Raw genomic sequence first — 25,996 nt, 5'->3', positions numbered from 1 at the left:
TTAATCCAAATTTATTGCTCAGGAGATAAACACTATGAGGTTAGATAAACTAACAAATAAGTTTCAACAAGCTTTAGCTGATGCGCAGTCAATGGCATTAGGTAAAGACAATCAATATATAGAGCCTGTGCATGTCCTATCAGCCATGCTTAATCAAGAAGGGAGTAGTGTAATGCCTTTATTGATTGCAGCAGGTGCAAATATTGTTAATTTACAACAAGAATTAGCTCAAGCTATTGACCGATTACCCCAAGTTCAAGGTGTGGGTGGAGATGTTATTCCATCGCAAGATTTTGTTCGAGTATTAAATCTTTGCGATAAATTATCCCAAAAGAACGGTGATAGCTATATTTCATCAGAACTCTTTATATTAGCCGCTTTAGAAGATAAGGGTAGTTTAGGCGATCTTCTTAAAAGATCAGGTGTTAATAAAGATAAATTTAGCCAAGCAGTTAATCAAGTAAGAGGTAGCGATAACGTGAACGATCCTAATGCAGAAGATCAACGCGGTGCACTTAAAAAATACACCATTGATTTAACTCAACGAGCAGAACAAGGTAAGCTTGATCCTGTTATTGGTCGTGATGAAGAAATCCGTCGAACTATTCAGGTATTACAACGTCGTACTAAAAATAATCCAGTATTAATTGGGGAACCAGGTGTAGGGAAAACTGCTATTGTAGAAGGATTAGCACAACGTATTGTTAACCGTGAAGTCCCTGAAGGATTACGACATAAACGCGTTTTATCATTAGACATGGGGGCATTAATTGCTGGTGCCAAATATCGAGGGGAATTTGAAGAACGCCTAAAAGCCGTGCTTAAAGACTTAGCAAAAGAAGAAGGTCGCATTATATTATTTATTGACGAAATCCATACCATGGTTGGCGCAGGAAAAAGCGATGGAGCAATGGATGCTGGTAATATGTTAAAACCCGCATTAGCTCGCGGTGAATTACACTGCGTGGGCGCAACAACGCTTGATGAATACCGTCAATATATTGAAAAAGATCCTGCGTTAGAGCGTCGTTTCCAAAAAGTATATGTTGCCGAACCAACAGTTGAAGATACTATCGCTATTTTGCGTGGTTTAAAAGAACGTTATGAACTGCATCACCATGTGCAAATAACCGATCCGGCAATCGTAGCTGCGGCTACATTATCGCATCGTTATATTTCTGATCGCATGTTACCTGACAAAGCGATTGATTTAATTGACGAAGCCGCATCAAGTATTCGTATGCAAATGGATTCAAAACCAGAATCTTTAGATCGACTTGAAAGGCGCATAATTCAACTTAAACTTGAACAACAAGCGCTTAAAAAAGAATCTGATGATGCGAGTAAAAAGCGACTACAAATGTTAAATGATGAACTTTCTGAAAAAGAAAAGGAATATGCTTCACTTGAAGAAGAGTGGAAGTCAGAAAAGGCAGCTGTTTCGGGGACTCAAAACATCAAAGCAGAACTAGAAAAGGCACGTACTGAAATAGAGCAAGCTCGTCGAGCTGGCGACTTGAACAAAATGTCAGAATTACAATATGGCAAAATTCCAGAGCTCGAAAAGAAACTTGCTTCAGCAACGCAGTTAGAAGGCAAAACCATGAAGTTATTGCGTAACAAAGTGACCGATAACGAAATTGCAGAAGTATTATCTAAAGCGACAGGTATTCCAGTTTCTAGAATGCTTGAGAGCGAAAAAGATAAACTATTGCACATGGAAGATGCCTTACATAAACGTGTAATAGGTCAAAATGAAGCAGTATTAGCGGTTGCAAATGCGATTCGACGTAGCCGAGCAGGGCTTTCAGATCCAAATAAACCGATTGGATCATTCCTATTCTTAGGACCAACTGGTGTCGGTAAAACCGAGCTTTGCAAATCATTGGCTAACTTTATGTTTGATAGCGAAGATGCTATGGTGCGTATAGATATGTCAGAGTTTATGGAAAAACACTCCGTTGCTCGCTTAATTGGTGCACCTCCAGGTTATGTTGGGTATGAAGAAGGGGGATATTTAACCGAAGCAGTTAGACGACGACCATACTCAGTAATTTTACTTGATGAAGTCGAAAAAGCACACCCAGATGTCTTTAATATCTTACTGCAAGTATTGGATGATGGGCGCTTAACAGATGGTCAAGGTCGCACAGTTGATTTTCGTAACACTGTCATAATTATGACATCAAACTTAGGTTCTGACCTAATTCAAGGTCAAGTTGAACTAAGTTATGACGAAATAAAATCTCTAGTGATGACGGTTGTAACCAAACACTTTAGACCAGAATTTATCAATCGTATTGACGAAACAGTGGTATTCCACCCATTAGGTCAAGAAAACATTAAAGCGATTGCAAAAATTCAGTTAGCACACGTTGAAAAACGTTTAGAAGAACGTGGTTACCAATTGGATATTTCGGATGCGGCACTTGAACAGTTAGCTAAGGTTGGCTTTGACCCAATTTATGGCGCAAGACCGTTAAAACGATCGATCCAACAAGAGATCGAAAACCCATTGGCACAACAAATACTATCAGGTAAATTAGTCCCGGGTAAAACTATTCATCTAGATTTAGTTGGCGGCAACATTGAAGCTCAACAGTAATAAAACTTCAAAAGACAAACCGACCTTTATGGTCGGTTTTTTATGCTTGATACAATTTAGTTTACCTATAGTACTTAGAATTTAATCAGACAAACATTATTTTCGCAAAATGGATGTCTGATGAATAAAATAACAACACAAACCCGAACCCAACTAAACAACTCATTTTATACTTTAACATATAGTTACCTGAAACTTTTTGACAAATTTTTTTTAAAACCGTTTTCAAGGTTTTGCAACCAAAGCTCAATCAAACTAGCTTTTTGTTAGTTGTTAAAAGTAACAACTTTAACTATTTTGTCTAGAGTTTTTGCCATTAAGTAATTCTAATTTTACACAGCACAATAATAACTTTTTTTTATTATAAAATTACCTTAGAACACGTTATATTATTGCCTTAAATAAAAAAGGAAAGATTAAACATGAAGAATTTATTAAAAAAATTATTTATTTTCGGTTGTTTAAGCTTGCCAATGGCAAGTTATGCTTCGTTACCTGAATCGATTAAAGTTGGTTCGGATACGTCCTATGCGCCTTTTGATTTTATTGATGCTAATGGTGAAGTTACTGGATTCAACATTGAAATCACGAAAGCATTGTGTGAAAAGATCAATATTAAATGTACTTTTCAATCGACCGACTTCGATGCTTTGATCCCGTCGTTATTATCAAGAAAGATTGATATTATCTCGTCTTCGCTAATGATGACCGAAAAACGTAAAAAACAGATCGCTTTTTCTGACGAAATCTTTATGACTTATTCACGTTTGATTGTTAAAGAGGGTACTAATTTAATGCCTAATGCTGAGTCATTGAAAGGTAAGCGTGTTGGTGTTGAACAAGGTACATCGCAAGAACATTTTGCCAACGAGATGTGGCGTCCGAACGGTGTAGTTATTGTGCCTTATCAAAATCAGTTACAAGTATTTTCTGATCTAGTGGCTGGTCGTTTAGATGCGGCATTGCAAGACGAAGTGACTGGCAGTTATGCCTTTTTAAAACAGCCACATGGGAAAGGTTTTATTTTTTCTGGTGATGCTCTAACCGATGTGAACTACTTTGATGTCGGAGTGGGGATTGGTTTTCGTAAAAATGATAATGAGTTGCGCGAGGCCTTTAACCTAGCTTTAAAAGACCTCTTAGCTGATGGCACCTACCAAAAAATCAACAATAAGTATTTTGATTTTAATGTGTACGGTAATAAAAAATAAACCATGCAGGGGTATATTTCTTTAATTTGTCAAGGTGCATGGTTGACTATTATTTTAGCATTGACATCGCTACTACTGGCCATGATACTTGGTATTGTTTGTGCATTAGGTAAACTGAGTCATTCAAAAGTATGTAATGTGCTTTGTCAGGCTTATACATCGTTAATTCGAGGTGTACCCGATTTAGTGTTGATGATGCTAATCTTTTTTGGCTTGCAGTTTTTGGTTAATAATATAACTGATTATTTTAACGCTCCTTTTATTGAAGTTGATCCTTTAATCGCTGGTATTATTACGTTAGGCTTTATTTATGGGGCATATTTTACCGAAACTTTTAGAGGAGCTTATCTTGCGGTTTCTAGAAACACCTTAGCGGCAGCAACAGCGCTTGGTTTAAGTAAAGTGCAAGTATTTGGGTATGTAATGTTTCCTTTAATGATGCGCTTTGCCCTGCCAGGTATTGCTAATAATTGGTTAGTGGTGTTAAAAGCTACAGCGTTAGTGTCGTTATTGGGGTTGTCGGATTTAGTCAAAGCTACTAAAAATGCAGGTGAAGCACTGTACCAACCTTTATTATTTGCTTTGATTGCTGGGGCGTTTTATCTGTTTTTTACATCAATATCTAATATCATTTTATGGTGGCTTGAACGGCATTATTCTATTGGCATTACTAAAACTAAATTATAAGAACTCATGTTAGAAATTATTCAACAATATTGGCAATCACTATTATGGACCGATGGCTATAATATCACTGGTCTTGCGATGACGCTATGGATTTTTATTTTATCGGTTTTAATGGGGGGAATTTTGTCGCTAGCGTTAGCGGTAGGGCGAAACGCACAAAATAAACTGATTAAACTACCTATTTGGCTATTTACTTATATTTTTCGAGGTACGCCTTTATATGTGCAGTTATTGATTATTTACACTGGTATATATACCTTAAGTGTGGTTAAAAATAGTACTTGGTTAGAGGATTTTTTTCAAAGTGGTTTAAATTGTACGGTGTTAGCCTTTACCCTAAACACCTGCGCCTATGCTACTGAGGTTTTTGCTGGTGCCATGCGGAATGTGCCAAATGGCGAAATTCAAGCCGCAACAGCACTTGGTTTTAATCGTTTTCAACTCTATCGTTATATCATTTTTCCAAGAGCATTTCGTATTGCATTGCCAGCTTATAGTAACGAGGTCATTTTTATGTTGCATTCAACTGCACTGGCTTTTACTGTTACTGTGCCAGATGTGATGAAGATTGCGTGCGATATTTATGCCGAAACCTATCAACCTTTTCATGCCTTTGGTATTGCGGCAGTGATTTATCTTTGTGTGAGCTTTATGCTAATTTTTGGTTTTAAAAAATTGGAGCAACGTTATTTGACTTTTCAGCAGGCTATTTAAGCAAAACAATTAATAATTTGATTTAAGCAAACAGATTATTTTGCAATTCATTTATGATTTTATTGATCTTTCAAAATAAAAAATCCGACAATTGCGATAACATTTGCCGGATATTTAATGATTTGTCAAAAATTAATTTACTGGATAAAATTCGTTTGTAGCGTCGCTATTGTTGCCATCATCGTTATCATGGTGACTTGAACCAGGTAATGCTCTAGCTCGTTCAATAGGAACATAACTGCCGCTAGGCGTTTCTATTTGGCACTCACTTAAAAAGATAGAATATTTTGTGTTAGCACGCATACTCTCACCTCTAAAATAACAGTGAGCTGCATTGTATAAATCAACTCGACAGAGAAGTGCAATAACTAACCAAACAACTAATACTGCTAAAGCGACCCATTTCAAATGTTTCCAAATAAAAGACCAAAAACCGATTTCTCTAAAACGGCAGTATCCAGAAACGAGTAATATAACTGCAATAAATCCTAAAAATTCGTATAACCAAAATAGCCACATAGTAATCTCCAACACGTTAATTAATTGTTATTTTATACTAACTTTGCCTATACTTCTATATACTTGCGTCTATGCGTTTGCTTACATCCAAGAACCATTACGAATGATACCAACTGCTAGTCCTTCTATGGCAAAATTTTGTTGTTCCAAATCGACTTTGATTGGTGAAAACTCGACATTTTCGGCAAGAAGGTGTACATGTTTTCCCTTACGTGATAAACGTTTAACTGTAACTTCGTCGTCAATGCGAGCAACCACAACTTGCCCATTTTTAACGTCTTGGGTTTTATGTACAGCCAACAAGTCACCGTCAAATATACCAATATCTTTCATTGACATACCTTGAACTCTTAATAAAAAGTCTGCCCGAGGTTTAAATAGTGAAGGATCAACTTGGTAATGACTTTCGATATGTTCTTGCGCTAATATTGGTGATCCAGCCGCGACTTGCCCAATGAGTGGCAAACCTTCTAGTTCGTTTAGCTCAATAGGCATTTCAAGTAAAAGGCGAATTCCACGTGACGATCCGGCGATCATTTCGATTGCGCCTTTTTTAGCTAAAGCTTTCAGATGCTCTTCGGCTGCATTAGCAGATCTAAATCCCAATTTTTGAGCAATTTCAGCACGTGTGGGTGGCATACCGGTAGTTTTAATATTATTTTTTATTAAATCATAAATCTGTTGTTGGCGTTCAGTTAACGGTCTCATTACGTATTCCTGTTTTTATATACAGATATATGTGATTATATACAGCTAATAATATAAAACAACTGTTTTATTTAATTTATTTTTTTATTAGGCAATAAATTTTTCAAATTGCTGTTTATACGTACTGATTTTGTGAGTTATTTTTAAAATTTAATAGCTAATTAACAACTAAATCTTTCTCAATATTTGTATTATTTAATCAAATTACATATATGCTATAATAAAGCAATTTTTGTTGGATTGGAATTTGCCTTATGCCTTATGTTGTTGCGCTCAGTGGTGGTATTGCCAGTGGCAAAAGCACTATCGCCGATTTGTTTGCCAAATTAGGTGTACCTATTATTGATGCAGATATTATTGCAAGGCAAGTTGTGCAAGCAGGTAGCTATGCGTTTAACCAAATTGTTAAGCATTTCAGCCAAGAAATTTTGCTTACTAATGGTGAACTTGATCGTAGTCAGCTTCGTGAAATTATTTTTAATAATGATCATGAACGGCTCTGGCTTAATGATTTATTGCATCCCATCATTCAACAAGAAACCCAAAAACAAATTGCTATGCAAAGTACAACTTATCTAATTTGGGTTGTGCCGTTATTGATTGAAAACAATTTGCATACTTGGGCTGATCGCGTGCTGATAATTGATGTCCCATTTTCACTACAATTGGCACGATTAGTAAAAAGGGATAATATTAATGAATTATTAGCTAAAAAGATGATAATGTCACAAGTATCTTTGAAGAAACGTTTATCTTATGCTGATGATATTATAGTTAATGACGGTAATTTGTCGTCGCTAACAACACAAGTTAATCTACTGCATCAACAATATTTAGATAGCTTTAAAAGTAAGATTTAGAATAGATGAATAATATTATTTTTGAACACCCATTAAATGAAAAAATGCGCACTTGGCTTCGTGTTGAATTTTTATTAAATCAATTAAATACACATTGTCATTTTGATGATAATAATGGATTGATTTTTTTTCATGCGTTGTCCGAGTTGTTAGAGATTATTGAACGTAATGATATTAAAAGTGATTTGGTTAAAGAACTTGAATTGCAAAAACAAAAGTTAGTTTTGTGGTCAAATATTGAGGGGGTGGATCATGATTTACTTAATGACCTGATTCACCAATTTGATGATTTTATCGCTCAATTTAATGCAATTGGGCGCTTAGGACAACCATTAAAAGATGATCGATTTATTACTGCCATTCGTCAACGCTTAATGATTCCGGGGGGATGTTGTAGTTTTGATTTGCCTTCGTTTCATTTATGGCTCAAAATTTCGCAAGAAAGGCGTTATAGTCAAATAGAAAATTGGTTACAACACTTATCAACACTTGATAAATCTCTAACATGTTATATGCAATTAATTCGACAGTTAGGTGAATTTAAACGGTTTGTTTATACTAATAACTTTTTTCAAGAAACTAATGGCGATGTTAATTTAATTCGTATCCGAATTTCGTTAGATAAAAATGTGTATCCTCAAGTATCTGGTCATATGACCAGATATAGTATTCGTTTTTTAGCACTTGAGGATTACGATAACGTTAATTCTGATGGTATTGAATTTGAATTAGCTTGTTGTTGATTGAATACTGTTACTCAAAAAAGAGTTGAAATGAATAAAAATACTACTACACTTGTTAAGTGCCCAACTTGTCAAAAAGAAGTTGAATGGAGTCAAGCCAGTCTTTATCGCCCGTTTTGCAGCAAGCGTTGCCAACTTATTGATTTAGGTGATTGGGCAACCGAAGAATATCGTATTTTAGATAAAGATATAACAGAACAAGATCTATGGAGTGAACAAGACTTTGCTGATTTTGTAGGTAGACATTAATGAAGATCCTTGGTATTGAAACTTCATGTGATGAAACTGGCATTGCCATTTATGATGATGTCAATGGTTTAATTGCAAATCAGCTTTATTCACAAATTAAATTACATGCTGATTATGGTGGTGTGGTGCCAGAGCTGGCATCACGCGATCATATTCGTAAAACCGTGCCATTAATTCAAGCAGCTTTAAAACAAGCTAATTTAACCGCACAAGATATTGATGGGGTTGCCTATACTGCTGGTCCGGGATTGATTGGAGCCTTGATGGTAGGCGCATCAATTGGACGATCGCTTGCTTATGCTTGGAACGTACCAGCTGTTGCAGTTCATCACATGGAAGGCCATTTACTTGCGCCGATGCTTGAAGATAATCCACCTAAATTTCCCTTTGTTGCATTATTAGTTTCGGGGGGACATACACAGCTTATTAGTGTGACTGGTATTGGTAAATATGAACTTATTGGAGAGTCAATTGATGATGCTGCAGGAGAAGCTTTTGATAAAACAGCCAAATTGCTTGGTTTAGATTATCCCGGTGGCGCAAAATTATCAAAATTGGCTGAACAGAGTAGTGGAGCGCGATTCCATTTTCCTAGGCCAATGACTGATCGTCCTGGGCTTGATTTTAGTTTTTCAGGCCTTAAAACAGCAGCAGCTAATATGATTCATCAGCATAGTGATAATAATATTATTGATGCACAAACTAAAGCTGATATTGCTAGAGCGTTTGAAGACGCTTTGGTCGATACATTGGTGATTAAATCAAGACGGGCACTTAATCAAACTGGGTTTAAAAATTTAGTAGTTGCCGGTGGGGTAAGTGCTAACAAAACATTGCGAACTAAATTAACTGAATTGATGCATCAGCGAAAAGGGCAGGTTTATTATCCAAGGCTTGAATTTTGTACTGATAATGGTGCCATGATTGCTTACGCTGGGATGCTTCATTTAAAAGCAGAGCAGTATTCAGATTTAGCAATCAATGTTAGGCCAAGGTGGCCACTTAGCGAGCTTAATGCTGGTTAATAGATTATTTTGATTTAAAGATATGCAGCTTAAAACAAAAGAAAAAAAGCGGGAATCAGTTCCCGCTTTTTTAGTCTATATAGTTAAATCAATGATATTAATTAATAGTATTGATGCTAGACGATTCTTCTTTTTTTTCGGAGTCTGTTTTTTCGTTAGCTAATTTTTGAATATTGTGATTAATATTAAATAGCACACAAATCAATTCAAAACCAATACGAGTTGAAATAAATCCTACAACAAAGGTAATAATGCCAGTAAAAAAGGTAAATAAACCGGCGGTAAAACTATAAGTAAATAAAGCAAAACTACTTAGTATTATAGTGAATGCACTAAAGCCAATAATAACTAATGCGATCCAATACACGATAATAATAAATGAAGGTGTTAACATTTTATCAAAGCAGAATAAGTCTTTAATGGTAAGATCTTTAAAATCTATTTTTTTGTTCATTTTATTTCCTTATTTATGTGGGTTAATTTTATTACTTCTATTTTTTTATATTTGCGTATTTTATATTTGCGTATAAAGTAATAAATTATTGAAAGCGGTAAAATGCAAAAAATTATAACATAAAAATATTTTGAGATTAACTTATGAAAACTTATATCCCCGGTAAAGATGCTGCTCTTGAAGATTCCATTAACTATTTTCAGCAGCAATTAGCAAAATATGATTTAGAAGTAAAAGAAACTTCTTGGCTAAATCCGGTACCTAATGTGTGGTCAGTGCATATTCAAAATACTAAATGTCCACTGTGCTTTGCTAATGGTAAAGGTGCAAGCAAAAAGGCAGCATTAGCATCGGCTTTAGGAGAGTATTTTGAACGGTTATCAACCAATTACTTTTTTTCAGATTTTTTCTTAGGAGAGCAAATAGCGAATGCCGATTTTGTGCATTATCCAAGTGAAAAATGGTTCACTATTCCTGAAGATAATTCACTACCTAAAGGACTATTATCCAAAGAACTACTTAAGTTTTATGATCCTGATCATGAATTGAGTGCAACAGATTTAATTGATTTACAATCAAGTAATGGTGATCGAGGTATCTGCGCTTTACCATTTGAACAGCAGTCTGACAAAAAAACTATTTATGTACCAGTTAATTTAATTGCTAATTTATATGCCTCTAATGGAATGTCAGCTGGTAATACTCGTAATGAGGCCCGAGTACAAGGGTTATCTGAAATTTTTGAGCGTTATACTAAAAATAAGATTATAGCCGAAGGCATTAGCTTACCAATTATCCCAACTGAAGTGATTAACCGTTACCCCACCGTTTTAGCTGCAATTGATGCGCTTGAAAGCGAAGGCTTTCCGCTTTACTGTTTTGATGCCTCATTGGGTGGAGAGTTTCCGGTTATTTGTGTAGTGTTATTTAATCCACAAAATGGAACGTGTTACGCCTCATTTGGTGCGCATCCAAATTTTGGCGTTTCGCTTGAAAGAACAGTAACAGAATTACTACAAGGACGCAGTTTAAAAGATCTTGATGTGTTTTCAGCTCCAAGTTTTGATAATGATGATATTGCTGATCTTAGTAATTTAGAAACGCATTTTATTGATTCAAGCGGTTTGATTTCATGGGATCTATTTAATGAACAAGCAGATTATGAATTTGTCGATTGGGACTTTTCTGGTACAACCGACCAAGAATTTGCAAATTTGATGACTATTTTTACCCACCATAAAACTGAAGTGTTAATTATGGACTACGAACACCTTGGTGTTTATGCTTGCCGAATTCTGGCCGTTGGTATGTCTGAAATTTATCCTCCTGAAGATCTTATAATTGCCAATAACAATATGGCTATTGGATTACGAAAGCTTATTTTGTCATTACCTTACCAAAAACGTACAGCTAAACAGTACCTAGCAATTATTGAACAGCTTGATGATGAAGGGTTTGATGATTATGCTCGAGTTCGCGAACTGCTAGGCATTGCAACAGGTAACGATAATGCTTGGTTAACTCTTCGTGTTGGCGAGCTAAAAGCAATGCTGGCATTGGCAGGTAAAGACTTAATACAAGCACAACAGTGGATTAATTGGACGATTGAAATGAACGAATCTATATTCACGCCATTGCGCAATGATGCTTATCGTTGTTTACAGACATTAGTTAATTTTATTTTACAACGAGACAAAAATCAGTTTAATAATTATCAAGCCGCATTTAATAAAATGTATGGTAAAAACTGTGTTGATGATATGTGGCAATACGCTAATGGTGACAAAATATTTTTTGATTTAGCTGATTATAAGAAAATCGAAAAACAGACCAATAACAATCTAGAACAGTTTGAAATGCACCAAAAATTATTAGCTGTATATAATAAATTGCATCAAACAATGTGTAGGATTTATTAGCGTTGTTTACAGTAATTTGAGAAATTACTGTAATGAATATACATAAAAAAACAAAACTAACGCCTTATCACAGATAATAGATATGGCGTTTATATCATAAAGAAAAAATAACTGTCACTGATTTTGGCTAAACGCTTTATTAATTTTTATAATATCGTTAAACTGCATAAAGAGATTTTTGGAAAAACGCCTTATGAGTTTTTAGATGATTATTTTAACTATGAAGTATAAACAACTCGGCGTTTTCCTACATCTAATGTTTTAGTATAATCTGCCAGTTCTTGATAAGTCTGGTTAACCTGTTTAATTTTATTTAATTTTGTTTTTATCACTGCTTGACGCAGTAAAAAGACCTGTAATCCTATTCGTTCACAGGCAAGGCAACGACCGGCTGCTTCATTTTTATTTTCTATCGCGGTGTTTGCTGTTTTTTTCATCTTACACTCTTTAATGCTTGTCTTATTCGTTAATAGAAAGTAATTGGTTTTCAAGGTTAATATTGGCGTCAATAATGTGTTTTGACAATGTGCTCGGCTCTTTTTGCGCTTTGGCAATTTTCTCAAGTACTTTAGGATGCTGAGTAAAAGCAGTTTGGTACCTTAAGCTTTTTAAGCGCTGACAATAATGAGTGCTCCAACGGTCTTGCGTTTCAAGTTCACTATCGGCCGTGAAACGAACAAACTGCCCAGCATGAATGGACGGATAATAATAGTTTTCAATTTGAGCAAATTGCGATTTTAGTCATGCGGTGTCTTGGTTGGTAGCAACTTCGTGCAAAAATTGCATACGAAACGGTTCAAAGAAAGGATAATAAGGCTGTTGCAATATTTTAGCGATGTTATTACCTATAGCTATCAACCTGTTTTGCCAATATCGACGGTTTAAGGGGGCTAACAATATAAGCGCAAATATAACGCTTTGACCAAAAACATTCGATTTCAGCCTGTTTACCAATTTCATCAAGGATCGGACTGTCTAAAAATTCATTGGGCTCTGCCAGTTTAATTAGTGTTGGGTATATGCTTGGATCATAATCTAAATCGGTACGTAATACCTGAGTGAGTTTATGTTCACCAAATAGTTTTTCTTCACCAAATTGATTCACTAATGAGTCGTGTGACAATGGGTTTATTGAATTAAGTGACACTAAATTATCGACTAGTAAATAGCGATATTTGTTAAAGTTATTTTGATTATTTAATTCAGTAATCATTTTTAATCGGTTTCTGCACAGCGTTTTACATTCAGTTCACTTGAATTTAATCTAATTGTTTTAGATTGGGTTGCCGGCCCCACCTTTTGCATCACATTACACTTAAGATAAACATTATCCTGTGTGCCCAGTTCAATGCCTTCGCTGCTGATTTTGATATAAGAGCCACCACAAATAAGGGTGAGGTTGTCTTTGGCGGTAATGGTCACCTTACCATTCACGCTATCTACTTTGATATCTTGCTTGGCGGCCATATTGAGGTTGGCGTTTTGGGCTTGTACCTCAATATCACCTTGGTTGGCAAATAGTTTCATGCCTGTTTGTTGGGCAAATAAGCCAAACACCTCGCCCGATGAGAGGGTGACGTTTTTTAAGACGTTAATGTCGGTTTGGTCTTCACTGGTTAAGGTGAAACTGTTAGCTGTCGATAGTTGGATGTTTTCAGGGCTGGTTAGGGCGATACCTTCTTGCGCATAGGCTAATAGGCCACTTTGGGTTAGCTGAGTTAAGTTAGCTTTAAGTTGCTCTTGGCTGTCGGTATCGGCGCTGTGCGACTCGGACTGGGTGGCGTTTGTAGGGATTTTGCAATCGAGAGAGCATTTTCAAGTTGGCTTATTGCCGCTTGCATATCGAGCTGTTTGCCTTGCGCTTTGGGCTGGGTTTGGGTGGTTAAGTATAGGCCTCTATTGGCAGCAATCGCCCCCCCCATTCATCAGTGCGTAGTTCAAAACCTTCACCGCGGGGTTGTTTTTTTTTCGTTAACTAAGTGACCAATATTAAGTTGGCTTTTGCCGTATTCAATAGCCAGTTTGATATGCTCTTGCCCACGTTTATCATCCATGCGTAGTTTGTTATTGGCGGGGGTGCGAATGACATTGCGGTGTTTGTTAATGGTGGTGGAACACTATCATGCATCGCATGGGCAACATACGGCCTATCAGGATTGCCTTGCATAAAGGCGATGGCCACTTCGGTGCCGTCAATTAACGGGAAGTGAAAGCCATAGGCGTTGCCCGCATACGGTTTGGCTAAGCGTAGCCATAAGCTTTCCGTGCCACTTTTCCACGCTTTTAAATCAAAGTTAAATTTAACCCGATACCGTCCTTGGGGATCGATATTGGATCGGCTACACTAAATCATACAACTTTTTTAAGGGGTAAGGTAAACTTATCACAACTAAAAAAGGAGCAAATATGAATAAGATTAAACACAAAAGACGGCATTCAATAACGATTTTAAACACCAAATGTTCAGTCTTTATCAACATATAAATCACATAGTGAAATCATTGCAGAATATGATTTGACACCATCAGAATTGAACCATTGGATAACGCAAGCAAGCCAAAGTGGCTCATTTAAAACAAAAGATAATCGCAGTCCACAAGAACAAGAGTTAATCGCTTTGTGCAAAGAGCTAAAACAACTTCGTATGGAAAAAGATATTCTAATGATCCTCGCCAAAAAAGTGGACAAAAGTCGCCTCTATGATATAAACAAGAATCATAGAAGACAAATATCATGGTTAAAAAATTTAGTATTGAATTCAAACAACAATCAATGGATTATGCGTTATCTAATGTACACCTTTCTATCAGCGAACTTGCCAATCATCTAGGTGTGGGTAAATCAACCCTAGATAAATGGATTAGGCAACTTTCCCCGAATAAAACTAGCCGTCGAGAGTTAACCGCTGAGCAACAGCGGATTATGGCGTTAGAAAAAGAGATTAAAGAACAGAAAATGGCCAATGATATACTAAAAAAGGCGCATGTGCATATCATCAACAATCCAAGTCGATGAAGTACACTTATATGAAAAATCATTTAACCTGCTATCCCGTTACTAGGATATGCTCATTACTTGGTGTCAGTTCATCGGGTTATTATGCTTGGTTAAAAAGAGCAAACAAATCAGCTAAACTCAGCGAGTATATCCAAAAACAGTATTGGCAACATAAAGCCCGTTTAGGTGCGCCAATCCTGCTTCATGATGCAAGGGAAGCGGGCTATCAAGTTTCAGAAAGGACAGCTTGCCGTGTTTTGCAACAATGGGGATTACTTAGTTTAAGATTGCATAGTAAAGCCGCACGTAAATTCAAGTATAAAACAGACACGGCTCATCACAATATTGTGCCCAACACGTTAGATAGGCAATTTAATCCTGATAAGCCTAATAAAACAGGGGTAACCGATATTACTTATATCAAAACGAGTGAAGATTGGTTATATTTGTCGGTGATTATCGATTTATATGGACGAAAAGTGATTGCTAGGCAAACGAGTTGCTACATAGACCGCCATTTAGTGTGTAATACATTAAAACAAGTCTTATTTCGGCGTCACCTTCCTAAAAATGTACTCATTCATAGTGACCAAAGAAGCCAATATTGCAGTGCTGATTTCAAGCAATTATTGTTACAATATGGGCTAAGGCAAAGCATGAGTCGAAGAGGAAACTGCTTTGATAATGCGGTTGTTGAAAGTTTTTTCATACACTCAAAACACACATTATTCATGACTGTTACTACAAAACGAGGAAACTGGCTAATAAAGCACTATTTGAATATATTGAAATCTATTATAATCGGATACGCCGTCATTCAGCCAATGGCTGGGTATCACCTGAACAATATGAACAACAATATTACCAAAACGAAAAAATGATAGAGGTGGGCACTGTCTAATATTTTGGCGAGGATCATAGTTTTGTTTTTTATTTATATTCATTACAGTAGTTTCTCAAATTACTGTAAGCAACGTGAGTAATTCTTACACCTTAAAAAATGACAGAGTGATGTGTTGAAGCTAATTATAAAGGATAACTCGATTTAGATGGACGTAATAAAATTCTTGGTATATTGTTAAAGTGCTAACTCAAAAATGGGAGCAAATTTGGCTAATGCTCCCTTTTAAAAGAATTAGTTAAAACTCATTATTCAATTGTGAGATAAGGCAGATTCTGTTATACTACATTCCCGTCTGATTCTTGTATGTTGTATTGGTTTTGATGTCTTAAAATCGATGCAATATTGTTCTAATAAATTAATAATGGTCTGGTATTAATGGTCACGAATTATATTTTTGTTACAGGCGGTGTCGTTTCTTCCCTTGGTAAAGGCATTGCCGCAGCATCTCTAGCTGCAATTTTAGAAGCCCGCAATTTAAATGTCACCATGCTCAAACTTGATCCCTACATTAATGTCGATCCGGGCACAATGAGTCCTATTCAACATGGTGAAGTGTTTGTGACTGAAGATGGTGCAGAAACCGATCTTGATTTAGGTCATTATGAACGTTTTATTCGCACTAAAATGACGCGAAAAAATAACTTCACTACAGGGCGCATTTATTCTGATGTGTTACGAAAAGAGCGCCGTGGTGATTATTTAGGGGCTACAGTTCAAGTCATTCCTCATATCACTAATGCAATTAAATCACGTGTAATTGATGGCGCAAAGGGGTTTGACGTTGCAATTGTTGAAATTGGTGGTACTGTTGGTGATATTGAATCACTTCCGTTTTTAGAAGCGATTCGTCAATTAGCGGTTGATGTTGGCCGTGAACACACATTATTTATGCACTTAACCTTAGTACCTTATTTGGCCTCTGCAGGTGAGGTAAAAACCAAACCTACGCAACATTCAGTAAAAGAGTTGCTGTCAATTGGTATTCAACCCGATGTGTTAATTTGCCGTTCCGATCGCATTATTCCTGCTCATGAACGAGCTAAAATTGCACTATTTTGTAACGTGCCTGAGCGTGCAGTGATTTCACTTAAAGATGTCGATTCTATTTATAAAATTCCGGCATTATTAAAATCACAAAGCTTAGATACTTTTGTTTGCAAACGTTTCAATCTCGACTGTAAAGAAGCCGATCTTTCTCAATGGGAACAAGTCATTTATGAAGAAGCTAACCCAGTTGGTGAAGTGACTATTGGTATGGTGGGTAAATATATTGCTTTACCCGATGCTTATAAATCAGTGAACGAAGCATTAAAACACGGTGGATTAAAAAATCGTTTAACGGTGAATATTCGTTATATTGATTCAGAAGATCTTGAGTCACGCGGTACTGATTTGCTAGAAGGTTTAGATGCTATCTTAATTCCTGGTGGATTTGGTTATCGTGGTGTTGAAGGCAAAATTATGGCAGCTCGCTATGCCCGTGAAAACAAGATCCCGTACTTAGGTATCTGCCTTGGTTTACAAGTGGCTATGATCGAATATGCACGTAATGTTGCGGGTATTAAAGATGCTAACTCAACTGAATTTGTCAAAGATTGTGCAAACCCAATCATTGCTTTAATTACAGAATGGAGCGATGAATCGGGTAATGTAGTACAACGTAATGAAAACAGTGATTTAGGTGGCACAATGCGTTTAGGTTCGCAAATTTGTCATTTAGAGCCAAATTCATTAGTATATGATATGTATAAAAATGAATCGATTACCGAGCGTCATAGACATCGTTACGAAGTAAATAATAATTTATTACCAGAAGTGGTTAAAGCAGGATTGAAGGTCACTGGTCTTTCAACGGATCGAAAGCTAGTTGAAATCATAGAAATTCCAGATCATCCATGGTTTGTTGCGTGTCAGTTCCATCCAGAGTTTACATCAACACCACGAGATGGACATCCACTATTTAGTAGTTTTATAAAAGCTGCCAAAGCTTATCAAGAGCAGCAACAAAAATAGTTTTGAATTAACATATTGTAATATATCTGTCATATAGAGGAAAATAACATGGCAAAAATCGTTAAAGTACATGGTCGTGAAGTGATCGACTCTCGTGGTAATCCAACAGTTGAAGCCGAAGTTCATTTAGAAGGTGGTTTTGTTGGTCTTGCAATCGTGCCATCTGGTGCGTCAACTGGCTCACGTGAAGCGTTAGAACTTCGTGATGGTGACAAATCTCGCTTTTTAGGTAAAGGCGTATTAAAAGCGGTTGAAAATGTAAATGGACCAATCGCTAAAGCCGTTGTTGGTAAAGATGCTTTAGATCAAGCAGCTATCGACCAAATCATGCTTGGCTTAGATGGAACTGATTTTAAATCTAACTTAGGTGCTAACTCAATTCTTGCTGTATCTTTAGCAACAGCTAAAGCTGCTGCAGCCGCTAAAGGTGTTCCTCTTTATCAACACATTGCTGATCTTAACGGCACTCCTGGTCAATATTCAATGCCATTACCAATGATGAACATCATCAACGGTGGTGAGCATGCTGATAACAACATTGATTTACAAGAATTCATGATCCAACCAGTTGGTGCTAAAACAGTTCGTGAAGCAATTCGCATGGGTTCTGAAGTATTCCATAACTTAGCAAAAGTATTACACGCTAAAGGTATGAATACTGCAGTTGGTGATGAAGGTGGTTTTGCACCTAATTTAGGTTCAAATGCTGAAGCATTAGCATGCATTAAAGAAGCAGTAGAAAAAGCAGGTTATGTTTTAGGTAAAGATATCACCTTAGCGATGGACTGTGCGGCTTCTGAATTCTATAACAAAGAAACTGGTAAATATGTATTGAAAGGTGAAGGTAACAAAGAATTCACTGCTCAAGAATTTACTCATTACTTAGAAGGTTTAACTAATGAATATCCAATCGTATCTATCGAAGACGGTTTAGATGAAAGCGATTGGGAAGGTTGGGCTTACCAAACTGAAGCTTTAGGTCACAAAATCCAATTAGTCGGTGATGATTTATTTGTAACTAATACTAAAATCTTCAAACAAGGTATTGAAAAAGGTATCGCTAACTCTATCTTAGTTAAAGTAAACCAAATCGGTACATTAACTGAGTCTATCGCTGCAGTTAAAATGGCGAAAGATGCAGGCTATACTGCAGTTATTTCTCACCGTAGCGGTGAAACCGAAGATTCAACAATTGCTGATTTAGCAGTAGGTTTAGCAGCTGGCCAAATCAAAACTGGTTCAATGAGCCGTTCTGACCGTGTTGCTAAATACAACCAATTAATCCGTATTGAAGAAGCTTTAGGTTCAAAAGCACCATTTAACGGTTTAAAAGAAGTTAAAGGTCAATAATTCTTGTTTATAAAAGATATTATTGCTTAAAAAACGGTGACTAGCTCACCGTTTTTTATTTTTATTTAATTTAATCTTACATAATCATAGGAACAGTTGCACCAACTTAGGTTGTGTTGTACTCTTATCGTTTGATTTTTTTATGGCTGATTATAAATATCAATGCGTATTGATTTAATCGCCAGTAATTGACAGAATAACTAACTCGATTTTAATTTCTACTTATGAATAATATTACGAATATGTCTAGGCCAAAAAGTAAATGGCAACTTTTTAACTGGCTTTATACTGGTAAATTACCATTAAACGAATTATGGCTTAATCCGACTTATCGTTATAAGTTTTTTTTCAGAACCTTGTTTTTAAGTCCAATTACTTTAAAATGGCTTGATAAATTAAGACAGTACCCACTACTTGGCGATTATTTTTCGTGCCAAACAAATTTGCCATGTAAATTACAGCGGCCTTATTTAGCTTCTTGCTTGAGTCAAAAAGCCCGTTATGACGCTTTGGCATATCATTATGATTTTTTAGCTAAACAACCTGACAGCGTAAGTAAGGCTTTTTATAATCCACAATTTCCTTTTGTATTGGCTGATGTAACGGTTAAAAATGAACAAAACATTCAAATAGCAGTGCAAGCCCGTAATAAATTTGCAAGAGAGGGCGAAATCAGCCTTTATTTTTATGATAGTGATGGCATCGACTTAGCCACTTTGACGTTTTCAATTGTTGAATATCAAGCCAAACCAACACTGTTTATTGCTGGCTTACAAGGTACAGGGTATGATGATGCGCGCACGCGTGTGCAAAAAGCAACTAAAGCGTGCTATGGGTTGTTTCCTAAACGTATTGCTGTTGAGGCTACGTTGACGATTGCACGTTATTATCAGTTAAAGCAAATTGTTGCTGTGGGCAATAAAACCCATATATATAATAATTGGCGTTATAACAGCCGTCAGGAGCGTATTTTGTCTGATTATGATGATTTTTGGTTAACACTTGATAGCAAACAAGATGCCAATGGTTTATTTATATTACCAAGCCAAACTAATCGAAAATCCATTGAAGAAATCGCCAGTAAAAAACGTTCAGAATATCGAAATCGTTACGCTTTATTGGATCAGCTTCAACTTAATATTGAGCAAAAATTAGCATCATTGTCTTGATGATTAGCAGTAATATTTTAAAACATAGGTTTGATCCAATTATTTAAAAATAAAAATCAAGAATAGTTAAGGAATAAAATATGTATTTTGGTATTCTTATTGCGTTAGTGCCATTGTTTATTGGTTATTTAATTAAGATTAAAAATGATAATTTGATGACCAAGATTAACCAAACATTGAGTTGGATGGTTTACCTTATTTTATTCATTATGGGATCTGAACTTGCACATTTAGATAACTTAACTACAGATTTACAAATGATTTTATGTTATACCGGTGTTCTTTTTGTTTGTACATTTGGCGGTAATTTTGTTGTTTTAATTATTTTTGATTATTTTCTTTCTACCAAAGCATATAAAACAGATCAAACTTACGAATCACGTTTTAAAATGATTTTTGAGTCATTGCGTGTTTGTATTGCATTAATTATCGGGTTTATTTGCGGATTATTTCCATTATTTATTTGGCAATATGCAGAAAGTACCACTCAAGTTGTATTGGTTTTTTTATTGTTTTTAGTCGGTATTCAATTACGCAGTAATAATATTTCAATCAAGCATATTCTGCTCAACAAAATAGGCATAATTACAACGCTAATAGTTACGATAAGTGCATTTTGGGGGGGCATTGTTGTGTCATTTGTTTTAGATTTGCCCGCACGAGTTGGTCTTGCTATGTCATCGGGTTTTGGTTGGTATTCGTTATCGGGTATTTTAATGGCAGAAGCCCATGGTCCAATTATTGGTAGTGCTACGTTTTTAAATGATATTCTGCGTGAATTATGCGCAATTATCTTAATCCCAACACTAATTAAACGCTACCAATTAACCACATTAGGTCTGTGTGGTGCAACATCAATGGATTTTACACTCCCCATGCTACAAAAAGGTGGTGGAATAGCCATTGTACCTGCCGCTATTGCCCAAGGTTTTTTATTGACACTAATTATGCCGATATTTATTACGCTATTTAACTATGGTGGATTTTAGCCTAAAGAAAGCCAAGCCAACATAATACTGAAAGACCACATGAGGCACTAAATAATATGACGCCCATTGAATTTAAAATATAAAAACAAGCAGCATGATTTTCTACGTCTGTTTTGTACTAACTATGGGGTATTTACACCGCCCGTCCGCAAACTAATGGGAAAGCCGAAAGAGTGATACGAACTTTGAATTGCGATGTGGCATAATCAGAATATATTTAGCGATTCAAATGAGAGAAAACAAAAGCCTAAACGCTTTATTAATTTTTATAATACCGTTAAACCGCATAAAATAATTTTTGGAAAAACGCCTTATGAGTTTTTAGAGGATTATTTTAACCATGAAGTGTAAACAACTCGGCGTTTTCATACACTTTAATAAAAATTTGATTGTGTTCTTAAAACATTGGCAACAGTTTTCTATTTGTAAATTAAAGTGCAGTCCCTTTGGTTGGAATAAAGAATTGATCCGTGTTAATACTTTCTAATGTTAATAACTTTATTTTTTTATCTATTCCACCAGCATAACCTGTTAAATTACCGTTTGCGCCGATAACTCGGTGGCAAGGAATAATGATTGATATGGGATTATGACCAACTGCCCCGCCTACGGCTTGGCTAGACATGCTTGCTTTGTTTGTTTTAATGGCGATCTGTTTTGCGATATCGCCGTAAGTAATGACCTGGCCATATGGAATTTTGCATAAAATTTCCCATACTAAGTTTCGAAAAGGCGTGCCATTTGGTGCGAGCTCTAATTGGTATGGATTCGGTCTTTTTTCTAAAAAATAATCATCAAGCCATTTTTTTGTTGAGTTAAAAATGGTTAAATTAGATTTTTCTTCTGTTCGTGTATTGAGTATATGACCAAAATATTTTTCACCTTCAATCCAAGCCCCAACTAACTTATTTTGTTGACTGGCTAGGGTTATTAGTCCCACTGGAGATGAGTAATTGCATAAATAAAACATATTGGCCTTTTAGTAATATTTAATAAATACACTATTAAATTATGCTTGTTTATAGCGATAAATACTACAAATTTATCGATTAATATTATGAGTTAATAGTAAATGTGGAATATGGCTCATTGGTGAGCCATACATTTTGAAGTTATTTTGCTTAATTTTTACCTTTTTCGACGTAGCTCATATCTCCAAGGCTTTCAACAATAAATTTACCATCGTCGGTGTAACGAATTTTAGTAACACTTGCGTTACCTAATCCAGCTGTAATTGGTTTATCTTGCCATTCTTGAACCATAGCCATAATTGCTAAACCGTGAGATACCACAAGCACGTTGCCACCACCTTGTGCTTTGGCTGATTCAGCAATGGCTTTTAATGATGCTTGCATACGATTTTTTACTTTATTGTAGTCTTCGGCTTCGCCTGATTTCTCAACTGCGACGATTGCATCCATCATTGCTTTTAGGGTAACCTTGCCTTGAGCCATATCCGCCATTAGCTCTTTATCTGATGCATAACCTAAATGCTGTGCAGCTGGTGTCCACATGTTCGGATCAAAATCTCCTTCATAATCGCCAAAACACTGTTCACGCAAGCCTTCCATTTCATTAATTTGAATTTTATCGCCTTTAGTTTCTAAAACAATGCTAGCAGTTTGTCGTGCTCTACCTAAATCACTTGAATAAACTGAAATAAATTTGACATCTCTCAACCCTCGTCCTAATTGTTCTGCAACCTCGACACCTGGCTTTGTTAGCGGTGTATCAGACCATCCTTGGGCACGGTGTACGTTATTAAACATAGTTTTACCATGGCGAGTGACATAGATATATACATCATCCGCAAAAGCTTGCGATAAGGTCGTTATTGAAATAATTAATGAACTAATTAATATAATAAATTTTTTCATTGTTTTGTCCTCTTTATAATAAATTAAATCGGTAATCAATTACCGTTTCCGCCGAAAGTGAAGGTGAACGTTGGTATTTTCCGTGTCTAAGTTTTGGTGTTAGATCCGAAGCACTGACTGTTTTATAAGACCAACCATATCCAACCTTCGATAAAATAGAAAAATTTCTAAAAGCGCTACTAGTTGGTTTCCATATATCAAAAACGTTAATTTCGCCATTTTTTAATGTATTATGTTTGTAGTTAAATTGGCCATAATTCATATATAAGCCTGTACTATTATCTTTAACAAAATCATAACTCATTACTGTTGTTAGTACCAGTTCACCATCACGCAAATAATCTGCGCCAGCAGCGGCAAGACCGTTAAAACGAGCACGAGTATTTTTACCCAAATGTCGATTATAATATCCGATAGCGTTATGTTTGTTAGCATCTGTATAAGCTAAACCGACTTTAATACTCCAGTCTTCTTCTTTCCATTCGACATCGGTTGCATAGTGCCATGCGTGATCTTCAAACTCCTTTTTGTTTTGTTTCATGGCATCATAATTGTCAAGAGCATAACTTCCGTAGAATTGTCCACCTAAGATTAATTTTTGTATTGGTTTATAAGACAATTCAATTACATGGCGTCTTAAATAATCTTTAGCAACACCATAAGAATAATCTAAAGTGAGATCTTTATCTTTATAAGCGATCTCAGCTGTTGAAATATTATTAATGACTTTTTTACGATCTGCCGTTAAAAAACGCAATTTTTTAGCAGATTCTCGGGGTAGGGTGCTATCAATATAAGCTAATGAAAAATAAACGTTATCATATTTTAGAATTCCGCTATAACCAAGATAGCTATTGCGAGTAAGATGTTTGGTTGAACTTATGACGCCTAAATCTTTCAAGCTATGCCATCCTGCTTTACCATTAAAGTTAATGTCATCATTACCTAATTTTATTTTGGCATAACGTTGGGTAAATTTATTAAATCCGTGAGCGTTATGTTTGTTATAGCCTTTACCATCGTTATAAAGTAGGTTACGGGTCGCAAAGTAATCACTAGCGCCTAATCTTATTATGTTATCATAGGTGACATCAAAACCAATCATGTCAAATAAGTAACCTGATTTATAATCAAAACTAAATGCTTGCCCCCAAGCGCTGTGTACCTCTTTAGGTTGGGATGCATTTTCTTTTAAATATTTCCAATGGTTTCGGGTAGAAAATATAAATTTGGTGTCTTTAAAAAATGTATCATCGAGGATTGAGTTTTGGGTTGTTGCATTTGCTAGAATAGAATAACTTGATATCCCTAATAGCATTGTTGTGAGATATTTTATTTTCATTGTTCTTTTTCCTAATCGTTTTTATATTAAAAACCTAAATACCAAATCAGAGATAACTCTCTAATTAATATTTAGGTTTTGCCTGCCAAAAAGCAGTAACAATCTAATAATTTAAAGTTTTGTTTTATTTTTATGTATATATGTTTTTATAGTAATATGATTAATTTAAATAATTTATATCTCTATTCGATTAGTTATTTACCTTGTTACATGTTTATTAAAAAATAATAGGGGGATAAGTAGCATCAATCCTCCCAGATTATTTTATGCTTTCAAATTTTTACCTTGTGATGAAATCACGGATTGATACCAGTAGAAACTTTTCTTTTTATAACGATTTAATGTGCCTGTGCCATCTTGATTTAGATCTACATAAATAAATCCATAGCGTTTAGTGACTTCGGCTTTAGATGCACTGATAAGATCTATTGGTCCCCAACTGGTGTATCCCATGACTTCAACACCATCGTTAATGGCTTCTCTGATTTGTACTAAATGATCATTCATATAATTAATCCGATAATCATCATTAATTGTATTGTCTACTTCTAATTTATCTTTAGCACCTAAGCCATTTTCGACAATAAATAACGGTTTTTGATAACGCTCATAAAGTAAATTAAGAAGATAACGAATCCCAATTGGATCGATCTGCCATCCCCACTCGGAAGCTTTAAGATAAGGGTTAGGCACCATATCTAAAATATTACCTTTGGTTTTTTGTGAATCATCATTTGTTGCACAGCAACTCATGTAATAACTAAATGAAACAAAATCGACTGTTTCTTTTAGATCTTGTTTATCTTGTTCAGTAATATCAAGCTTAATATGATTTTCTTTAAAGAAGCGATTCATATAGGTTGGGTAATAACCACGCACCTGAACATCCCCAAAAAATAACCAACCATGATTTTCTTGATGAGTTTCCCAAACATCTTCAGGTTTTGGTGTAAGAGGGTAAGCCACAGCACCTAATAACATGTTACCAATTTTTGCATCTGGAATGATTTGATGACAGAGTTTAACCGCTCGACTGCTAGCAACTAATTGATGATGGATTGCTTGGTAGATTTGCTGTTTGGTGCTATTTCTGTCCAAACCAACACCGGTGAAAGGTTCATGTAATGACATGTTGATTTCATTGAAGGTAAGCCAATATTTAACCTTATTTTTATAGCGTTCAAAAACAGTTTTAGCGTAATGAGTGAAAAATTCAATGACTTTACGATTTTCCCATCCACCATATTGAGTAACAAGATAATAGGGCATTTCATAATGTGATAAAGTGACTAGTGGTTTTATGTTGTGTTTTGCCATTTTATCAAATAATTTATCATAAAAGGCTAAACCAACTTCATTTGGTTGTTCTTCATCGCCATTAGGAAATATGCGTGTCCAAGCAATTGATGTGCGTAGACAAGTGAAACCCATTTCAGCAAATAGAGCAATATCTTCAGGATAGCGATGATAAAAATCGATAGCTTTGTCTTTAATACTCGCAATATCAGTTTCATTGCGATTGATGATGTCACCAAATAAACCATTTGGCGTACAATCTGATGTAGATAAACCTTTGCCACCTTCACGGTAAGCCCCTTCAACTTGATTAGCGGCAATGGCACCGCCCCAAAGAAAATCATTAGGAAATTTTGTTGACATGT

Annotated in this window: 25 protein-coding genes and 2 pseudogenes; 14 read left to right on the top strand and 13 right to left on the bottom strand. The window is 35.7% G+C overall.

All coding sequences use genetic code 11. The features are described from left to right. Positions 1 to 34 precede the first annotated feature (34 nt). From clpB to hisM, 4 genes are all read left to right on the top strand, one after another. Positions 35 to 2,605: an ATP-dependent chaperone ClpB gene (gene clpB / locus A9G43_RS08810; protein ID WP_065608389.1), complete on the top strand. Its 2,571-nt coding sequence runs from the start codon at positions 35 to 37 to the stop codon at positions 2,603 to 2,605. Between the two features lie 422 nt (positions 2,606 to 3,027). Next, positions 3,028 to 3,816 (top strand): lysine/arginine/ornithine ABC transporter substrate-binding protein, encoded by a 789-nt coding sequence (locus A9G43_RS08805; RefSeq protein WP_065608387.1) that lies wholly within the window; start codon positions 3,028 to 3,030, stop codon positions 3,814 to 3,816. Between the two features lie 3 nt (positions 3,817 to 3,819). Then, entirely contained in the window at positions 3,820 to 4,503 is a 684-nt protein-coding gene (locus A9G43_RS08800; RefSeq protein ID WP_065608385.1) for an ABC transporter permease, read from the top strand. A 6-nt stretch (positions 4,504 to 4,509) separates the two neighbouring features. Next, positions 4,510 to 5,217 carry a histidine ABC transporter permease HisM gene (gene hisM, locus A9G43_RS08795; RefSeq protein ID WP_065608383.1) on the top strand — a complete coding sequence of 236 codons (708 nt, stop codon included), beginning with the start codon at positions 4,510 to 4,512 and terminating at the stop codon, positions 5,215 to 5,217. 132 nt (positions 5,218 to 5,349) lie between these two features. Here hisM and A9G43_RS08790 read toward each other — a convergent pair whose 3' ends face one another. Together A9G43_RS08790 and lexA are read right to left on the bottom strand one after the other, a co-directional pair. Then, the gene (locus A9G43_RS08790; RefSeq protein ID WP_065608381.1) at positions 5,350 to 5,736 is read right to left on the bottom strand and encodes a hypothetical protein; all 387 of its coding nucleotides are present in this window, start codon (positions 5,734 to 5,736) and stop codon (positions 5,350 to 5,352) included. Between the two features lie 81 nt (positions 5,737 to 5,817). Continuing rightward, positions 5,818 to 6,444, bottom strand: a complete 627-nt coding sequence (gene lexA, locus A9G43_RS08785; protein ID WP_065608379.1) for a transcriptional repressor LexA — start codon at positions 6,442 to 6,444, stop codon at positions 5,818 to 5,820. Positions 6,445 to 6,698: 254 nt separating this feature from the next. On the opposite strand from lexA, the gene coaE reads away from it, so the two are divergent. Genes coaE through tsaD form a run of 4 tightly spaced genes read left to right on the top strand, consistent with a single transcriptional unit; the run spans position 6,699 to position 9,321 of the window. Next, positions 6,699 to 7,304 carry a dephospho-CoA kinase gene (gene coaE / locus A9G43_RS08780; RefSeq protein WP_065608377.1) on the top strand — a complete coding sequence of 202 codons (606 nt, stop codon included), beginning with the start codon at positions 6,699 to 6,701 and terminating at the stop codon, positions 7,302 to 7,304. 5 nt (positions 7,305 to 7,309) lie between these two features. Then, positions 7,310 to 8,047: a cell division protein ZapD gene (zapD, locus tag A9G43_RS08775; RefSeq protein ID WP_065608375.1), complete on the top strand. Its 738-nt coding sequence runs from the start codon at positions 7,310 to 7,312 to the stop codon at positions 8,045 to 8,047. A gap of 30 nt (positions 8,048 to 8,077) precedes the next feature. Then, positions 8,078 to 8,296 carry a DNA gyrase inhibitor YacG gene (yacG, locus tag A9G43_RS08770; RefSeq protein ID WP_065608373.1) on the top strand — a complete coding sequence of 73 codons (219 nt, stop codon included), beginning with the start codon at positions 8,078 to 8,080 and terminating at the stop codon, positions 8,294 to 8,296. Further along, entirely contained in the window at positions 8,296 to 9,321 is a 1,026-nt protein-coding gene (gene tsaD / locus A9G43_RS08765; protein ID WP_065608371.1) for a tRNA (adenosine(37)-N6)-threonylcarbamoyltransferase complex transferase subunit TsaD, read from the top strand. Before yacG ends, tsaD begins: the two co-directional genes overlap by 1 nt. A gap of 97 nt (positions 9,322 to 9,418) precedes the next feature. Here tsaD and A9G43_RS08760 read toward each other — a convergent pair whose 3' ends face one another. Continuing rightward, positions 9,419 to 9,775 carry a DUF4282 domain-containing protein gene (locus A9G43_RS08760; RefSeq protein WP_218058653.1) on the bottom strand — a complete coding sequence of 119 codons (357 nt, stop codon included), beginning with the start codon at positions 9,773 to 9,775 and terminating at the stop codon, positions 9,419 to 9,421. A gap of 143 nt (positions 9,776 to 9,918) precedes the next feature. On the opposite strand from A9G43_RS08760, the gene ycaO reads away from it, so the two are divergent. After that, positions 9,919 to 11,694: a 30S ribosomal protein S12 methylthiotransferase accessory factor YcaO gene (gene ycaO, locus A9G43_RS08755; RefSeq protein ID WP_065608369.1), complete on the top strand. Its 1,776-nt coding sequence runs from the start codon at positions 9,919 to 9,921 to the stop codon at positions 11,692 to 11,694. A gap of 218 nt (positions 11,695 to 11,912) precedes the next feature. Here ycaO and A9G43_RS08750 read toward each other — a convergent pair whose 3' ends face one another. From A9G43_RS08750 to A9G43_RS11405, 6 genes and pseudogenes are all read right to left on the bottom strand, one after another. Then, the gene (locus tag A9G43_RS08750) at positions 11,913 to 12,131 is read right to left on the bottom strand and encodes a hypothetical protein (protein ID WP_065608367.1); all 219 of its coding nucleotides are present in this window, start codon (positions 12,129 to 12,131) and stop codon (positions 11,913 to 11,915) included. 404 nt (positions 12,132 to 12,535) lie between these two features. Further along, complete coding sequence (locus A9G43_RS08745; RefSeq protein WP_065608365.1) at positions 12,536 to 12,907, bottom strand: hypothetical protein; 372 nt, start codon at positions 12,905 to 12,907, stop codon at positions 12,536 to 12,538. Positions 12,908 to 12,909: 2 nt separating this feature from the next. After that, the gene (locus A9G43_RS10775; RefSeq protein WP_081298095.1) at positions 12,910 to 13,488 is read right to left on the bottom strand and encodes a DUF2345 domain-containing protein; all 579 of its coding nucleotides are present in this window, start codon (positions 13,486 to 13,488) and stop codon (positions 12,910 to 12,912) included. Beyond that, complete coding sequence (locus A9G43_RS11410) at positions 13,413 to 13,616, bottom strand: type VI secretion system Vgr family protein (protein WP_065608361.1); 204 nt, start codon at positions 13,614 to 13,616, stop codon at positions 13,413 to 13,415. The genes A9G43_RS10775 and A9G43_RS11410 overlap by 76 nt, the downstream gene beginning before the upstream one ends. A 24-nt stretch (positions 13,617 to 13,640) precedes the next feature. Continuing rightward, positions 13,641 to 13,748 (bottom strand): type VI secretion system Vgr family protein, encoded by a 108-nt coding sequence (locus A9G43_RS10770; protein ID WP_081298094.1) that lies wholly within the window; start codon positions 13,746 to 13,748, stop codon positions 13,641 to 13,643. A gap of 131 nt (positions 13,749 to 13,879) precedes the next feature. Next, positions 13,880 to 14,023 (bottom strand): annotated as a pseudogene (locus tag A9G43_RS11405) (phage baseplate assembly protein V); the annotation flags it as partial. 404 nt (positions 14,024 to 14,427) lie between these two features. Here A9G43_RS11405 and A9G43_RS08725 point away from each other — a divergent pair. The 5 genes and pseudogenes from A9G43_RS08725 to A9G43_RS08705 all read left to right on the top strand — a co-directional run bounded on the left by A9G43_RS08725 (position 14,428) and on the right by A9G43_RS08705 (position 21,116). Then, positions 14,428 to 15,592, top strand: a pseudogene (locus A9G43_RS08725) (IS3 family transposase). A gap of 378 nt (positions 15,593 to 15,970) precedes the next feature. Then, positions 15,971 to 17,608, top strand: coding sequence for a glutamine hydrolyzing CTP synthase (pyrG, locus tag A9G43_RS08720; protein ID WP_065608357.1), 1,638 nt, complete (start codon positions 15,971 to 15,973; stop codon positions 17,606 to 17,608). Positions 17,609 to 17,656: 48 nt separating this feature from the next. Next, on the top strand, positions 17,657 to 18,958 hold the full coding sequence (gene eno, locus A9G43_RS08715; protein ID WP_065608355.1) for a phosphopyruvate hydratase: 1,302 nt from the start codon (positions 17,657 to 17,659) through the stop codon (positions 18,956 to 18,958). A gap of 242 nt (positions 18,959 to 19,200) precedes the next feature. Beyond that, positions 19,201 to 20,127: a VirK/YbjX family protein gene (locus A9G43_RS08710; protein WP_176701717.1), complete on the top strand. Its 927-nt coding sequence runs from the start codon at positions 19,201 to 19,203 to the stop codon at positions 20,125 to 20,127. 80 nt (positions 20,128 to 20,207) lie between these two features. Next, the gene (locus A9G43_RS08705) at positions 20,208 to 21,116 is read left to right on the top strand and encodes a lysine exporter LysO family protein (RefSeq protein WP_065608351.1); all 909 of its coding nucleotides are present in this window, start codon (positions 20,208 to 20,210) and stop codon (positions 21,114 to 21,116) included. A 430-nt stretch (positions 21,117 to 21,546) separates the two neighbouring features. Here the strand turns inward: A9G43_RS08705 and A9G43_RS08700 are convergent, their stop codons facing one another. The 4 genes from A9G43_RS08700 to A9G43_RS08685 all read right to left on the bottom strand — a co-directional run bounded on the left by A9G43_RS08700 (position 21,547) and on the right by A9G43_RS08685 (position 25,994). After that, positions 21,547 to 22,086 carry a methylated-DNA--[protein]-cysteine S-methyltransferase gene (locus A9G43_RS08700; protein WP_065608349.1) on the bottom strand — a complete coding sequence of 180 codons (540 nt, stop codon included), beginning with the start codon at positions 22,084 to 22,086 and terminating at the stop codon, positions 21,547 to 21,549. 151 nt (positions 22,087 to 22,237) lie between these two features. Beyond that, positions 22,238 to 22,993 (bottom strand): histidine phosphatase family protein, encoded by a 756-nt coding sequence (locus tag A9G43_RS08695; protein WP_065608419.1) that lies wholly within the window; start codon positions 22,991 to 22,993, stop codon positions 22,238 to 22,240. A 13-nt stretch (positions 22,994 to 23,006) separates the two neighbouring features. Further along, positions 23,007 to 24,335 (bottom strand): hypothetical protein, encoded by a 1,329-nt coding sequence (locus A9G43_RS08690; RefSeq protein WP_065608347.1) that lies wholly within the window; start codon positions 24,333 to 24,335, stop codon positions 23,007 to 23,009. Positions 24,336 to 24,599: 264 nt separating this feature from the next. Continuing rightward, on the bottom strand, positions 24,600 to 25,994 hold the full coding sequence (locus A9G43_RS08685) for a glycoside hydrolase family 1 protein (RefSeq protein ID WP_065608345.1): 1,395 nt from the start codon (positions 25,992 to 25,994) through the stop codon (positions 24,600 to 24,602). Positions 25,995 to 25,996: the final 2 nt, after the last annotated feature.

It is taken from the genome of Gilliamella sp. Occ3-1, assembly GCF_001690655.1.
Taxonomy (GTDB): Bacteria; Pseudomonadota; Gammaproteobacteria; order Enterobacterales; family Orbaceae; genus Gilliamella; species Gilliamella apicola_P.
The sequence above is the reverse complement of the archived record's forward strand: the minus strand, read 5'-3'. Positions and strand labels throughout refer to the sequence as shown.